The organism is Ekhidna lutea (assembly GCF_900188325.1).
GTDB lineage: Bacteria > Bacteroidota > Bacteroidia > Cytophagales > Cyclobacteriaceae > Ekhidna > Ekhidna lutea.
Genome location: NZ_FZPD01000002.1, coordinates 746,258 through 759,919, shown reverse-complemented (window position 1 = coordinate 759,919; position 13,662 = coordinate 746,258). Strand labels below are relative to the sequence as shown.

General features: G+C 38.3%; 15 protein-coding genes. 5 read left to right on the top strand and 10 right to left on the bottom strand.

The annotated features are described in order from the left end of the window. The first annotated feature begins 127 nt into the window (after positions 1-127). Both CHB71_RS07165 and CHB71_RS18800 read left to right on the top strand, forming a co-directional pair. The gene (locus tag CHB71_RS07165) at positions 128-343 is read left to right on the top strand and encodes a hypothetical protein (protein ID WP_089356211.1); all 216 of its coding nucleotides are present in this window, start codon (positions 128-130) and stop codon (positions 341-343) included. A gap of 1 nt (position 344) precedes the next feature. After that, entirely contained in the window at positions 345-1,037 is a 693-nt protein-coding gene (locus tag CHB71_RS18800) for a hypothetical protein (protein WP_179213332.1), read from the top strand. A gap of 247 nt (positions 1,038-1,284) precedes the next feature. On the opposite strand, the gene CHB71_RS07150 is transcribed toward CHB71_RS18800, so the two are convergent. Both CHB71_RS07150 and CHB71_RS07145 read right to left on the bottom strand, forming a co-directional pair. Beyond that, on the bottom strand, positions 1,285-1,749 hold the full coding sequence (locus CHB71_RS07150; protein WP_089356209.1) for an NUDIX hydrolase: 465 nt from the start codon (positions 1,747-1,749) through the stop codon (positions 1,285-1,287). Between the two features lie 166 nt (positions 1,750-1,915). Then, a complete protein-coding gene (locus CHB71_RS07145; RefSeq protein WP_089356208.1) occupies positions 1,916-2,605 on the bottom strand; it encodes a hypothetical protein in 690 nt (229 codons plus the stop codon). Between the two features lie 621 nt (positions 2,606-3,226). Between CHB71_RS07145 and CHB71_RS07140 the strand changes: the two genes are divergently transcribed. Beyond that, the gene (locus CHB71_RS07140) at positions 3,227-3,517 is read left to right on the top strand and encodes a GIY-YIG nuclease family protein (protein ID WP_089356207.1); all 291 of its coding nucleotides are present in this window, start codon (positions 3,227-3,229) and stop codon (positions 3,515-3,517) included. Positions 3,518-3,845: 328 nt separating this feature from the next. Here CHB71_RS07140 and CHB71_RS07135 read toward each other — a convergent pair whose 3' ends face one another. Together CHB71_RS07135 and CHB71_RS07130 are read right to left on the bottom strand one after the other, a co-directional pair. Then, complete coding sequence (locus CHB71_RS07135) at positions 3,846-4,088, bottom strand: hypothetical protein (RefSeq protein ID WP_089356206.1); 243 nt, start codon at positions 4,086-4,088, stop codon at positions 3,846-3,848. 17 nt (positions 4,089-4,105) lie between these two features. Continuing rightward, entirely contained in the window at positions 4,106-4,573 is a 468-nt protein-coding gene (locus CHB71_RS07130) for a hypothetical protein (RefSeq protein WP_089356205.1), read from the bottom strand. Between the two features lie 493 nt (positions 4,574-5,066). On the opposite strand from CHB71_RS07130, the gene CHB71_RS07125 reads away from it, so the two are divergent. Next, positions 5,067-5,363 carry a GIY-YIG nuclease family protein gene (locus CHB71_RS07125; protein ID WP_221406682.1) on the top strand — a complete coding sequence of 99 codons (297 nt, stop codon included), beginning with the start codon at positions 5,067-5,069 and terminating at the stop codon, positions 5,361-5,363. Positions 5,364-5,515: 152 nt separating this feature from the next. Here CHB71_RS07125 and CHB71_RS07120 read toward each other — a convergent pair whose 3' ends face one another. The 6 genes from CHB71_RS07120 to CHB71_RS07095 all read right to left on the bottom strand — a co-directional run bounded on the left by CHB71_RS07120 (position 5,516) and on the right by CHB71_RS07095 (position 12,064). After that, on the bottom strand, positions 5,516-6,349 hold the full coding sequence (locus CHB71_RS07120) for a hypothetical protein (RefSeq protein WP_089356204.1): 834 nt from the start codon (positions 6,347-6,349) through the stop codon (positions 5,516-5,518). Between the two features lie 119 nt (positions 6,350-6,468). Next, positions 6,469-7,698: a hypothetical protein gene (locus CHB71_RS07115; RefSeq protein ID WP_089356203.1), complete on the bottom strand. Its 1,230-nt coding sequence runs from the start codon at positions 7,696-7,698 to the stop codon at positions 6,469-6,471. A 157-nt stretch (positions 7,699-7,855) separates the two neighbouring features. Beyond that, entirely contained in the window at positions 7,856-9,646 is a 1,791-nt protein-coding gene (locus tag CHB71_RS07110) for an NACHT domain-containing protein (protein ID WP_089356202.1), read from the bottom strand. A gap of 121 nt (positions 9,647-9,767) precedes the next feature. Beyond that, complete coding sequence (locus CHB71_RS07105) at positions 9,768-10,418, bottom strand: hypothetical protein (RefSeq protein WP_089356201.1); 651 nt, start codon at positions 10,416-10,418, stop codon at positions 9,768-9,770. Continuing rightward, positions 10,399-10,683, bottom strand: a complete 285-nt coding sequence (locus CHB71_RS07100) for a hypothetical protein (protein WP_089356200.1) — start codon at positions 10,681-10,683, stop codon at positions 10,399-10,401. Before CHB71_RS07100 ends, CHB71_RS07105 begins: the two co-directional genes overlap by 20 nt. Before the next feature lie 85 nt (positions 10,684-10,768). Next, positions 10,769-12,064: a CHASE2 domain-containing protein gene (locus CHB71_RS07095; RefSeq protein ID WP_179213331.1), complete on the bottom strand. Its 1,296-nt coding sequence runs from the start codon at positions 12,062-12,064 to the stop codon at positions 10,769-10,771. Between the two features lie 394 nt (positions 12,065-12,458). Between CHB71_RS07095 and CHB71_RS07090 the strand changes: the two genes are divergently transcribed. Continuing rightward, entirely contained in the window at positions 12,459-13,598 is a 1,140-nt protein-coding gene (locus tag CHB71_RS07090) for a T9SS type A sorting domain-containing protein (protein ID WP_089356198.1), read from the top strand. Positions 13,599-13,662: the final 64 nt, after the last annotated feature.

Below are 13,662 nucleotides of genomic sequence, written 5' to 3'. Positions count from 1 at the left end.
GTGGAAATAAGTTTTGTTTTTCATTGTTTTGTTTGCAAACAATATCGAAAACAGGTGGTTATTTATAAACCTGAATCCAATAATTAGCATCTTACTACCTTTATTGAAACTTATAACCTAACTGAATATGAAAAAATCAATCACTTTATTACTGGCCGTACTCTTTTTGGCTGCTTGTGGAGGAGGTTCTTCCAAAGAGGCAAACGAAGAGATATCCGAAGAACAGGAGGCCGAGATTGTTCAGACATTAAATGACGACCTGGAGGCCGAAACTCAAGCATTGGATGCGGAAGCTGATGAAGCCTTAAATGAAATTGATTCTTTACTAAACGACATAGAATAATATGAAAAAGCTAATAGGATTTCTAGTAATGTTCTTTTTGATCTTTGGCTCAGTGGAGCTTAACGCTCAGGATCAAGACAAAAAGAAAGATAAGAAGGAGAAGAAAGAGAAGAAAGAAAAAGATGAGAAGGAAAAAGATGAGGATAAGAAGAAAGAAGACGATGATGAAAAGGATGAGGATGATGGTGACGAAGACGATGAGGATGAGGATGAGGATGACGAAGGCGATGATGACGATGATGATGAAGATGACGATGAAGATGGAGACGAAGAGGATGAAGATGGAGACGAAGATGACGAAGAGGAAGATGGAGACGAAGATGATGAAGACGAATCTAAAGGCAATGCCTATGGTAAGGATAAGGGTGATCTTTCTGGAAAAGAGTTTGGAAAACTGCGTTCTGAAGAGGCTCGCAGTAAGGTGAATGAGAAGAAGGCAATACTAGAGGAGGAAATAAAGGAAAACGAAAACAAACTAAATGAGCGCAAGGAACGGCTGGCAGTAGCTAAAGAGAAAGTGGCGAAAATGAAAGCAGATGGCAGTGTGTCAGAAGAGGAGCTGACTAAGAAAGAAGAAGCCATCAAAAGAGTTGAGGTTCGGATTGCTGAAATGGAAAAATTGATTGCCGAGAAAAAAGCAAAGGTGGCTGCTATGGACGCTGATATGGATGAGGAGGAAGATGACGACAACTAATTTATAGAGACTATTTTTTGTATAACCCTAACCTATTGGTTGGGGTTTTTTGTTGCTGTCCATAGCGATGCTTTGAAGTGAAGAAAGGAGACGTTTTCCACTTTGCCTCTGAACCAATTTCTCATGCCATGGTTTGTATCTTTCACAAACCAGCGTTTCATGAGGGTACGAACCGAGGCTGGGAGAGGAGGTTTAATTCATCCTCGTTACAACGAAGACGAGAGTGAGGCTTGTGAGCTAGCAGTTGTTATTCTCGTCCCACAGTTAAAAATTCTACGGTGTTCGGTAAGTGACCAAGTTTTGATCGAAGTTCTCTGGGCCTAAAGTTAATTTGGTCTAGTTTGGATATATCAAACCATTGGAAGATTAAATGATCTTCAAGCCCTTTGAACTCATGGGCCGGTTCGTGTTTAGCATAATCAACTAAATCCATCAGATATATAGTTGCAATCTCATGAAAGTTGGTTCTTCCGATTTTGAAAAAATTTTCAATGAACCAAACAGGTCTATTCGCCTGTACTTTCCATCCAAGTTCCTCATAAATCTCTCTTACTACAGTATCATTGGAATTTTCAAAGAGTTCAACACGGCCACCTGGTAAAGCCCAAAAATCATCCTTTAAATCTCTTTGAATTAGAATGCTGTTGTCTTCGATAAGAAGGGCAATACTTCTAAAATTAAATTGATTGTTTCCTCTCTCAAACCTTATCATGATCAGTAGTCATTGATTATAATCTAGTGTAGATCAGTAGTGGATATATGTCAGAACAAGATACCTAATTAAAAATATAAATGGCTCGAGAGTACTCCCGAAGCACTATTGCTATTATTCATTGTTGGCGAGCATTTTCATTTTTTAATATTGATCAACCCCAAAATTATTTGATTCGGACTTGTCCACATGGTATCGATATATAATTATTGGGTGCATCAAAGCTTATACCGTAGATAAGATCTAAAGGCTGATTTTTCAAATGGTAATGGACGGTTGATTCTACAGGATAATGTGGTGATTCATCATGCCCTTCAACTGCCAATTGAGACCTTGTGGCACCATTTGCTATTTCTGAGGCAAAAAGCATCCCTATATATATAGTGGATTGTTTATTCGGCTCTATCACTGAATTGAATTCAAATTTCTGGGGATCACCAGACTCAAAAAACTTTTCTAAATCCAGGCCGAAATTGAAAGTGTCCTTTATTGCGATTGGGATATATTTTTCAGGTACAAGGAAAACATTTAACTCAATAGTAGAATCAGGTAAAAGTGATATAGAGCTTCCGGGAAGTTTTATGTCAAAATTTATTGGTGCAATCGTGTCATTAATAATTTGTATTCTAAAAACTGTATATCTATAGTCAATGCCACTAGAATTTAAATAACGACCACCCCTTGGTCCTGTATTGATTATGCTAAAACCACCAATACTGTCTGATTCCTTTTGGCGATTTGTCAGTGTAATGGCTTTCTTTTCTAAAGTGGATTCAATTGCTAGTTTTTTATTTTCAGTTTGGACGCATGATGTTAGAAGGAGCAATCCGATTAGGTAATGTGCAATGAATCTCATCTTTGGTTTTAAATAGCTCTTATCTAGTCCTCGTTTGCAACGAGGATTCTTAAAAATTTAAGCTGTTAACTTATCCATTCAACCTCAATAATACCTTTAAAACCAGCATAATCTTTTGCTGAGTTGTATATATAGTTTGCCGGTTTCTCTTCTGCACGCGTTGTAAACGCGCGCTAGCGGAGTAACTGGAAGATCCCGGCACAGGGCCGGGATATGTTGATTAACCATCCCGGATTTATTCCGGGATCTTCGATGTAGACTGGAGGATTGAGTAACAGTGCAGGGATATGGGACTGCAACTATCCCGAATAATTCGGGGACGCCTAGTCCTGTAACTTCTGCGTAGATCTGGACAGTTTATTTTTTAAGAAACTCTGTCTTTTTGGAAGATCCCGGCACAGGGCCGGGATATGTTCTCGCAGTATCCCGGATTTATTCGGGGACGCCTAGTCCGGGATCTTCTGGATAGATCAGAACGGTTTATTATTTAAGAAACTATGTCTTTTTGGAAGATCCCTGCACAGGGCCGGGGATATGTACTCGCAGGTTGCCGGATTATTCGGGGACGCCTAGTCCGGCATCTTCCATTTAGGTCATGATAGCAAATGTTAATTTTAGAACATGTACTATGTCTACATCCTTTCTAACTATTCAAAGACGGTCTTTTATGTAGGGATGACAGATGATCCGGGTAGGAGGATGTATGAACATAAGAACAAAATCTATCCCGGATTTACTGAAAAGTACAATTGTGATTTACTTCTTTATTATGAAGAATTTGAGGGTAGCGATCAGGCCGCTCATAGAGAGCATCAACTGAAGCGATACAGAAAGGAGTGGAAGCGAAACCTCATTGATTCTTTGAATCCTGACTGGAAGGATTTAACAGATCGTTTTCCATTCGAGCCCTAAAGGTAACTGGAAGATCCCGGCACAGGGCCGGGATATTGGACTTCAACTATCCCGGATTTATTCTGGGACGCCTAGTCCGGGATCTTAGATGTAGACTGAAGGGTTGAGCAACAGTGCAGGGATATGGGACTTACAACTATCCCGGATTAATTCGGGGACGCCTAGTCCGGCATCTTCCTTCATGTATGCCTTGTAAGGGCGCGATAGGACGCATTAACAAACCATATAAATTTTTTAGGTTTTCGATTCGTGTGGACACGAACCGAGGCTGGGAGAGGAGATGTTTTTAACTGAGCACAAGCGGATGCTTGCGCTAGGTTGGGAATAGTTATTTCTCTGGTGTCTTGTAGCCAGACTGGTACGCTTTAGCTGCCCAAGTATTGGCTATGGCTTTAGATGCTTTTAGTTCGTTAATTTTGGAATCCAATTCAGAATTCAAAGAATCTATTGCATTTTTACTGTCAACTAGTTCAACGGTTAAATCCTTAACCTTTGAATTTGATTTCAAATATGAATATGAAACAAATACAACAGTTATAATTAAAATTGTTATAATAATATTCTTTTTCATAACCTTTAAATTTTAGTCTACTGGATATAGTGTGCGCATTGCCAAGATCCGCTGCAGTCAGTACAAACCCACATTACACCGAAAGAGCTTCCATCACTGTATGTATATACTTGAAAGGTCCAAATTTCTCTACAACTTTCTATTCTACCGTTTTCATTTTTTTCTAATGAATCTAAAAATGTATTGAAATCAAAGTTAGGTTGATACTCCTCAAATATTTTTCTTAATTCAGGTATTATAGAATCATCTACTATTTCAATAGAAATTTCTCCTTCTAGTTCAGATACTTCTGGGATTTCATTGGTTGTTCTGCCACTTGTATTAAAATCATTATTTACAATGTTCAACTTCCATGACGATTGTGATAATTCTGTTAAAGCATTGAAAAGGTCTGTTTCTAACTCAGTTTTTTCAGGTTCTAATCCCTGTTCATTACAAGCTAGACAAAAGAATAATACAAAAAATGAATAGACTATTTTCTTCATAATTTTTTCAGTTAGGTAAGATTCGAGAATAAATATATAATTATTTCTTGAAGTAAAATGACTTGTAACATTAATGTAACGCACACCAGTGCGCGTTATCTACCTATCAAATATAGTCAGAGTGCACGGTTACATCCAATATTGGATTTTAGGTTTTCGATTCGTGAGGACACGAAATGAGGCTGGGAGGAGATGTTTTTAACTGAGCACAAGCGGATGCTTGCGCTAGGTTGGGTTTTTAGGTTTTCGAACACTTTGTCCGGTCTTCTGTTCTAAGCACGCGTTGTAAACGCGCGCTAGCGGAGATAATCTTTTGCTGAGCTGAATATATAATGTTCCGGCTTCTCTTCTGCACGCGTTGTAAACGCGCGCTAGCCGAGATCTTCCATAGAACCATCTTCCGCACAGGGCCGGGATATATTGATTAACTATCCCGGATTTATTCCGGGATCTTCCACAGAAACATCTTCCATTAAGTTTTAGAATTGTTAATTTGAAACTGTACTATGTCTACATCCTTTCTAACTATTCAAAGACGGTCTTTTATGTAGGGATGACAGATGATCCGGGTAGGAGGATGTATGAACATAAGAACAAAATCTATCCCGGATTTACTGAAAAGTACAATTGTGATTTACTTCTTTATTATGAAGAATTTGAGGGTAGCGATCAGGCCGCTTATAGAGAGCATCAACTGAAAAGATATAGAAAGGAGTGGAAGCGAAACCTCATTGATTCTTTGAATCCTGACTGGAAGGATTTAACAGATCGTTTTCCATTTGAACCCTAAAAGTAACTGGAAGATCCCGGCACAAGGCCGGGATATGGGACTGTATCATCTTGAATTTTTTAGGTTTTCGATTCGTGAGGATGCGAACCGAGGCTATGAAAGGAGGAGATGTTTTTAACTAAGCACAAGTGGATGCTTTCGCTAGAGTGGGTTTATTTTTTATTCTTGTTTAAGATGTCGATTACGCATTCAGAATTAGCTGGATGCTTAACTAAGCTAATTTCTGCCAGTCTTGCTTTTACTATGTAGTTAACACACATTTTGTTGTTATAAATTTCACCTGATACGTGATTACAGGAAACATAATCTTTTTCACAAATTGAGCAAGTGGTCTTATCTGCGATTCCCGAAATGCTTGCACCTCTAAGTTCACTGTTTTTAATTCTCTTCCAGCTTTCTGGGTCGTCTATTGTACAACTTTCAATTACAATCCCTTCGTCATTTATACTAATATCTGCCCATCCAATAATCTTGGAAGTGTGCTCAAGAAAAATCGGAACTGGTAGTTCTGGATGAGGAGAATTAGCTTTGAATGAATCATGGAATTCGTTAGCGACTTTCTGAACTTCATTTTCTTTTCTCACTAATGAATTTTGACTTAAAGTTTTACCGTCAATAGACACAATTTCATTGCCCGAGATATTGTTGATTATGACATTATCTGTATTCACATTAGTTTCAAAAGTTGGATTTTTCTCTTTAGACTTTTCAAGTTTCTTTTTAATGAATTCATTGATCACATTTATAACTATAGTTGTTGGTATGCCAATCAAGAAAAGGAAGAATGGATCTTGAAATAATGTAAAATCACCTTTTCTAAAAAGGTACTTGAGTTCACGTGAATCGTCCGGTATAAATTCAACTTCGAAACCTTTATTTCGAAGGGTTTTGACAAGTGCTAAAGTTTCATGCGTTATTACTTTATCCTCTGAAAATTTACCAACAAAAGGGTTAAAGGTTTTTACTTCAATTTTTGACATTGCCATTATACCGCCCAACTAAAATGAGTATGCGCTCCAGTTGCTAGAAGCAAGTTAGTATCTAGTTCGCATTATCTTATCAAATAGCTCAGTTCGCATATTCATTTTAGTGTTTGTTATGGGCTTTAATTTCCATACTTAGCGAATCTGATTTTTCCATCTTTTAAGTTTTTGTAATTCTCCAAGATATAGTCTTTTCCTTGATATGTAACTATTAAATCATTACCGTTCCATTTGTTAGACGTTTTATTAGCAATGCTCTCTCCGTTCAAATAGAAATAGTAAGAATCTCCCTTGCTACTCCATGTAGGGATGGGTAAAGCGATTCTCATTTTTCCATCTTTTTGATTTTTATAATCTGGCAGGATATATCCATTAGTCTCGAAGTACACTATTAAATTATCACCAAGCCATTCATTTCGGGTCTTATTGCCCACACTATTGTCATTGATATAGAAATGATAGCTATTGCCAGTTGAAGTCCATTTTGGTAATTCAATTGCTGTCTTTAGACTATTATTTTTTTCATTATAAAAATTAGGCAATAAATAAACGTCCTCTTTGTATTCTACTAATAAGTCATTTCCATATACAAGATTTTCTGTTTTGTTCGCGACACTCTCGCCATCCACATAGAAATAGTAACTTTTACCATCATATTTCCATGTAGGAATATTCCTTGCCAATCTAATTTTTCCATCTTTTCTCAATTTATAATCTTCTAACAAGTAGGCATGATTTCCATTGAAAACCATTAAATCATCACCAAACCAATCATTAGTTGTTTCATTTGCTATGCTATTCTCGTTGTAATAGAAATAGTAGCTGTCACCAGTAGATTTCCATGTGGCAAGTGGTAACGGTTCTCTCTTAATCCCATCCTTATTATCCCCGTAATCTGGAAGTAAATAAGCGTAGTTGTCATAATAGACAACTAAGTCATTTCCTTTCCATTCATTCGTGGTTGATACATTATTTCCTTTGTAATAGAAGTTATACCCAGTTTCACTTGCTTTCCACTCTGTTTTATATGAATAGCTTGAGTTTGATGTATAGCCTGAATTATTCGAATTGGATGAGTTTGTAGAGTGATTAGAATATGTATTCGTGTATGTGTAATCATAAGTGTTATTGTCAGGAGTAATCCAACCTGATTTACCTGTATATGGGTTTACATTTCCGATTGTCGAAAAGTTATCTCTGTTCGTACTATTAGGCGAAGTTCTATAATGACCACTTACATAAGTGCCATTACTTTTATAATATCCATTTACATAAACATGTGTGGAATTTACTTGTGCAACGAGTAGAATCGGACACAAAATAAAATACAGGAGTGTGACTAAATTCTTCATTTTGTAGATACAATATCGATGATATAATTGCCCATAACACCTAAACTAAAATGAGTATGCAGTCACATTTGCTAAAAGCACTGAATGTTGAGGTTCGCATGGTCTTATCAAAGTGCTCAGTTCGCATATTCATTTTAGTGCTTGTTGTGTTTAGTTATTAATTGAGGAGTCTATTGAATAAGAGATTATTCTTTTCGTTTTTCTCTTTAAGAGCGGACTCAAGTTTCATTAGTTCTCTCAATACTCTTAATTCTACGGAGTGATTCATAAACCATTCGAGTAATTCAATATCCTTTAATGCTTCAGTAACCTTGATTTGGTGTACTCGCGATTTATCGTCAGTGTATTTGTTAGAGAGTTGGTTCTTCTTATCAGGTTCAAACCACGTATCTATGTTGAAAATTCGTATGATGAGCCTTGTTATTCCCAAGTCCAAACTTTTTTTGTTTATGGTCTTTGATTCTTCATCTCTTTGGACGGACAAACTTGCCGATCTTTCGTGGTGGAAAGTAACATTATCAAAATATTCTTTTGAAAATTTCTTAAACACTGTTTTTGTTATTTTTCCTTTGAACCCTATGCGCTCCTTAAAATCTGATAGGAATGGTATGATCAACTTTTCTTCAATCATTGCTGGATTCATTCCATATGCCAACTGTAGTGTTATATCAGTATCAGCACGTTTTGAAAAATGCTCGATTAATTGCGTTTGATTTTGTTCATTAGTTGAGATTAAATAGCAAGCGGCAAAATATTCTTGGAAAGACCTATGAGTGTATTCAAATACAGTTCCATCTTGTAATAACATGCAGTAAGCCTGTAGTAAATCAGTTATTAATTGGTCTACGTTGCATTCACAATCCGCTAGCTTGAGGGCTGTATTAATATATTCTTTCAATTCATAATGATTGAAAGAGGTCACATTCTTAAGGTATGTTATTAATGAAAAAGATGACATAATATCCTTACCCTTACCAACAGGCAAATTTGTTAAGGTTGGTCGTTTAAAAGTTTTGGAAGCATCATGCCTGTAATAAAGAGCTTCAAAAGCCAAGGAGTAAAAATTATGTAATTCCGAAGGTATTGAAGCACTATCCCTGTAAGTCAAAAGCATGATTGAGAGAAGCAATGGATTTTCAAAAAAAGATCTGTGCGAATTATATAAATCTCCTTTCAAATCCTTCAAGAACTTTTCTTTGATTTCGGGATCAAAATTTAATCTTTTAATCAAGCTTGTTGCCTTTTTTTGAGTTAAGGGTTTAGTTCTGAGCTCAATGAAATTATTCCATGAAATAAACTCTTGACCTGGCCTTGATGTGACTATAAAAGTACACTTGCTAAAGTTGTCTGTGAGATGCTCTATTTCTTGGCTAATGCTTTGTGAAAAGGGATTTGATAGTTCATCAAATCCATCTAGAAAGAATATGAAATTACCCCTATTAAAAGCTTGTTCCAAAAATTCTGAATCAAGGTTCACACTCTTTAGTTGCAGAGAGGTGGTAATAAAATTTAACAAACTGGATTGAGCTTGCTCCACATGCCTAAGCTCAATGAAGATAGGAATAAGCTTTGTGTTTTCTAATGTATCTAGGAGTAAATATTTTAGCAGTGTTGACTTTCCGGAACCTCCAGTTCCGGTTATTATTAGAGGTAAATTCAGGCTTACGATATCGCCAATTTTTGGAGTTTTTAACTCCATTTTATCGTTTCTCAGGTCAATTGGTTCATAAAACTGTTTAATTGATTGGGGAGTGTCTCTGTAGATTATAGTCTTTGTGCTTGAATACTTACGTTGAATTCCTGCTAGGTAGGTTGCAAAGGTTCTACTTAATCGAGATTTAAGTTGTTGGTTAGCATTTTTTGCAACTGATTTTGACACTTCAAATAATGAGTCAAGATTTGATTTAACAATTTCGGCAACAACCTTATTAGAATCTATTTCTTCCATATGCAGTAATTAAACACAACATCAATCTAACACACACCAGTGCACGTTATCTACCTTTCAAATATAGTCAGAGTGCTCGGTTACATCCAATATGGCGTGTAAACGCGCACTCCATTCGTTATCAGCCGGGCTCCACTATCCCCAGGATCTCCAGTAGCTGCGGGTCGCTTTCCAGTGCTATGCGTGCAATGGCTACAAAATCACTGGTCCAGTCCAGCAATGCCTCCAGTGCTTCGTCTCGCTGCTGGGTAGATTCCTGTGCTTCGCCTTTTTCCTTGAGCTGTGCCGCCAGCCTGGCTTCCACATCGCGTACTTTGGTTTGTGCCTCCTGCAGGACGGCCTCATCTATCCCAAAGTCTGCCAGCTTCGCTTTGATGGCGGTATCTCCCAGCGCATTGGTATAGAAGATATTGCATTGCTTGATCCACCCGGAGTAGGACTGCTTTCGTCTGCCGGCCAGCTGCAGCGCCTCAGTAGCTCCGCGCATGCCATTCAGTGCTATCCTGGCTACTTTCACATGGCGCATGTATACCTGGTTGGCTTCCGTCACAGCCTGGTCCAGCTCGTCGGTAGCGGCAAACTGCTCTCCGTACTCCTTCTTCTGGTTGGCCTGCTTGTTTTGCGCCTCGTCCAGCAGGGACTTTCCGGCCAGGAGCTTGGTTTCGCTGTACCCAAAGAGCGCCACGGCTGCTTTGATGGTTTCGTTGCTCAGGGCATTGTCTATGGCCACTTGAGCACTAAGAAGTTTCGCGTCAATTGTGTTGTTTTTCATAATAAGAAAGTGAGTTATGATTAAAAAAATAGTAAATGCCTGGTAGCTGCTTTCCGCAGATGGTAGCTGTCATATCTTGGTTGGTAGCTGTCATTCCTGACCTGGTAGCTGCGATTTTTTGGTGGTAGCTGTCGTTCCTGAGGTGGTAGCTGCCGTTTTTTGCTGGTAGCTGTGACTCATCAGGTGGTAGCTGTGATCTGTGGGCCGTAGCTGTCGTTTGCAGGTCGGTAGCCCTGATTTTTTTCTGGTAGGTGGGTGGTTGCATTAGGTGAGATATAAATACAGCGCCTAAATTCTGGAAAACGGTGGGGAAGTGCAATACCCAATTTTGGGTAAAATGATGAGACGGCTTAGCTATCCGTAGGAGCGTTCAAATGCAGCCAGATTTTGAGAGAGACAAAGTAAATCACGAACGCAAAGGAGAGTAAGCTAAACATCATATGCCACCCAAAAAAGACGGCTAAAATTATGATTCCTACTAATCCAATAAAGCTTAGGAAAGCAACTCGCATGCTACGTATTGAATAGCCATCAAGGCTTTGCTGATAATAGCGGAAGTAAAACTCATACATGTCAGATCCGATAAGTAAGAATAGTATTACCGCACTTATGTCAAATTTAAAGTTGTAATAAGTGAACAATGTAAGTGTTGAGTAAATGAGCAGAACAATTAATCCCAGTGATATGAATCGTGCCAATAGTAGGTTATGCTTTGTGTGATTATGAAGATAAGCGTATCCTAGCGTGATGAGGAAGCATAAAATCAACGACCCATAAATGTCTAAATGTTGACTGTAGTCAATGAAATCCTCCTCGATAATCATTTTGACAGAATTCGCAATAATAGTTGTAGCATACATGTCTGGTATGCGATTGCCCATTATCTCAAACTTTAGTGGAGTAAAAAAATTATCTTCGAAGCTATAGTCATAAATCGATGGACCACCCAGAAAGCCAAGCAAAACAACCTTATTCTTAACAGATGAAAAATCTGTAATATCATGATCCAGAATGGAGAAATTGAATTCACGCCCATGAAATTTGATAAATTCTATCTCCTTATTTCTCTCTGAGATGGTGTTTTTTGATGAGGGATTTATGAGTGATGCCATTTCCACTGCTATATGCCAATAATCATTATCTGCAATTTTGATTTTTGGACGAAATGATCGCATTATACCCAGTTTATCATCTTGAATATCTGAGTAAGTTATTATTGCATTTTCTGTAAAGTAGGGGTGCGAATCTCTGGAAGCATTTGTTGAACTGTTGTATCCTTTAATCATTATAAGGTCCCCGGTATTATCAATGGCATTCTTAAGTTTTTTATCTTGTAAAGAATCTCGTCTTTCATTAAAAAACAGATGGAGTCCGATAGCCAAGGGCTCTTCCTTGTTGACTTTGGTGATTAGATCAGCAATACCAGCTCTATCCAGGTAACCGATATTTACGATAACTAAACTGGTATCAATCGGTACTTTGCTATCATCAAAATCGTCATAGTAATGGTCCGTAAAATCCCAATCCAATACAGGATCAACAAAGGAATCCAAATAGGGGACATAGGACACTACATCAAGTGTGAAAAAAGCAACTAGCAGAGAAAGGATAGTAGCATTTGCTGCATGCCAGATTTTATACTTCAAGATTTTGTGATTTGTCTATTAAATCTAACTAAAAAACTCCTTCCCATTTCTGAGAAGGAGTTTTTTCTTAATGCGTATTGTGAAGAGGGTAATCTCTTGCCATGGTTTGTGTCTTCATAAAGAGCGTTTCATGAGGAAATGAATCAAGGCTGTGGAATCTGATTTTTGGAAGATCCTGGCACAGGGCCGGGATGTGTAGATAGACTATGCCGGAATTATTCGGGGACGCCTAGTCCGGGATCTTACTCATACATCAGTACTTCAAAACCCGGTCACCTAGTCTTCAACTCAAATGCAGCGCATTTCATCGAGTGTGTTTCGCAAACAATCGAATCAATCGGGAAAATATAGGGCTTGACGATTCTTATAGGTACTAAACATAAAGCCTGTCGTCATGAAAACATTGAAACTCTTTTTGCTTCTCGTTCCATTTTTAAGTTTCTCTCAACACAATACCTACTACATCGGTCATAGTGGCTTTGGTTGGGATTTGATTGTGGGAGAAATGGTCAATGACCTTGCTGCAGATGCGGGAATCAACACCTACGATTATGGATTTCAATTTATAGGAGGGACGTGTTTAGCGAATCAATGGTATAGTCATGCAAGCCCGCAAGGGGGAACGGACTCACATGTTGAGTTGTCATCAGGAGAATATGATATCCTTGTTTTGGCGGAGCAAATCCCTATTCAGGAGGTCTTACTTGGTAGTCAATTTTGTCATGAGAATGTGATCACCTCTTATCAATCGGTAGATGAATTTTATGACCTGGCAATAGAAGCCAATGCATCCACCCAGGTTTACCTGATGGAGTTTCACAATGAAATAAATCTGACGTCAGCTAATCCCTATGACGACTGGATCGAATTAAATGCAGCCATGCGTCCGCTTTGGGAACAAGTGGCAGACTCTGTCAGTGAGATAAATAATGGACGCAATATTCGCATTGTTCCGGTAGCTGCCGCATTTCAGGCCATGGTAGATAGTGTGAACGCAGGCGTGTTTCCAGGCATTACAGATTGGTTAGATTTGTTTGATCCAAATGATGCTCCGGAAGCGACCATACATCCAACAGAGATGACTTACTACCTGGCTGCATGTGTGCACTTTGCTACACTTTTTGAGCAGTCTCCCGTAGGGCTCACCAATGAAACATTCGCTGCAGCAGGCTGGCAGTTTGACCCTCCAACAACAGCGCAGGCGGCTATGATGCAATCGATAGCATGGGAAATTGTAAGCTCGGATGATTATGCCATACCACCAGTGGTCATGTCAGCTGAGTCAGAATCAGATCTACACAAAATTGAAGTTTATCCCAACCCTTTCATTGATGAGCTTTCGATTAGAACAGCAGTTAACCTTAAAAACGCTTCCTTGAAATTATACCAGCTTGACGGAAGGTTAGTCTATCAAATGGAAGGTATCAATGGAAATTTCTTGCAATTGAATATCAAACGTTTACCACAAGGCACCTATATCTACGAGTTAAAGGATGAGGATTATTACTATTCAGGCAAAGTGGTTTCGAGGTAAACACCACATAAATTAAATTAGAATTCTTGTTGACATCATATTTTTAGATCTAACAAAAAGTTAA

Coding starts and splice junctions, on each gene's coding strand:
- CHB71_RS07165 (WP_089356211.1), top strand. CDS start 128: ATGAAAAAATCAATCACTTTATTACTGGCCGTACTCTTTTTGGCTGCT.
- CHB71_RS18800 (WP_179213332.1), top strand. CDS start 345: ATGAAAAAGCTAATAGGATTTCTAGTAATGTTCTTTTTGATCTTTGGC.
- CHB71_RS07150 (WP_089356209.1), bottom strand. CDS start 1,749: ATGATAAGGTTTGAGAGAGGAAACAATCAATTTAATTTTAGAAGTATT.
- CHB71_RS07145 (WP_089356208.1), bottom strand. CDS start 2,605: ATGAGATTCATTGCACATTACCTAATCGGATTGCTCCTTCTAACATCA.
- CHB71_RS07140 (WP_089356207.1), top strand. CDS start 3,227: ATGTACTATGTCTACATCCTTTCTAACTATTCAAAGACGGTCTTTTAT.
- CHB71_RS07135 (WP_089356206.1), bottom strand. CDS start 4,088: ATGAAAAAGAATATTATTATAACAATTTTAATTATAACTGTTGTATTT.
- CHB71_RS07130 (WP_089356205.1), bottom strand. CDS start 4,573: ATGAAGAAAATAGTCTATTCATTTTTTGTATTATTCTTTTGTCTAGCT.
- CHB71_RS07120 (WP_089356204.1), bottom strand. CDS start 6,349: ATGGCAATGTCAAAAATTGAAGTAAAAACCTTTAACCCTTTTGTTGGT.
- CHB71_RS07115 (WP_089356203.1), bottom strand. CDS start 7,698: ATGAAGAATTTAGTCACACTCCTGTATTTTATTTTGTGTCCGATTCTA.
- CHB71_RS07110 (WP_089356202.1), bottom strand. CDS start 9,646: ATGGAAGAAATAGATTCTAATAAGGTTGTTGCCGAAATTGTTAAATCA.
- CHB71_RS07105 (WP_089356201.1), bottom strand. CDS start 10,418: ATGAAAAACAACACAATTGACGCGAAACTTCTTAGTGCTCAAGTGGCC.
- CHB71_RS07100 (WP_089356200.1), bottom strand. CDS start 10,683: ATGCAACCACCCACCTACCAGAAAAAAATCAGGGCTACCGACCTGCAA.
- CHB71_RS07090 (WP_089356198.1), top strand. CDS start 12,459: ATGAAAACATTGAAACTCTTTTTGCTTCTCGTTCCATTTTTAAGTTTC.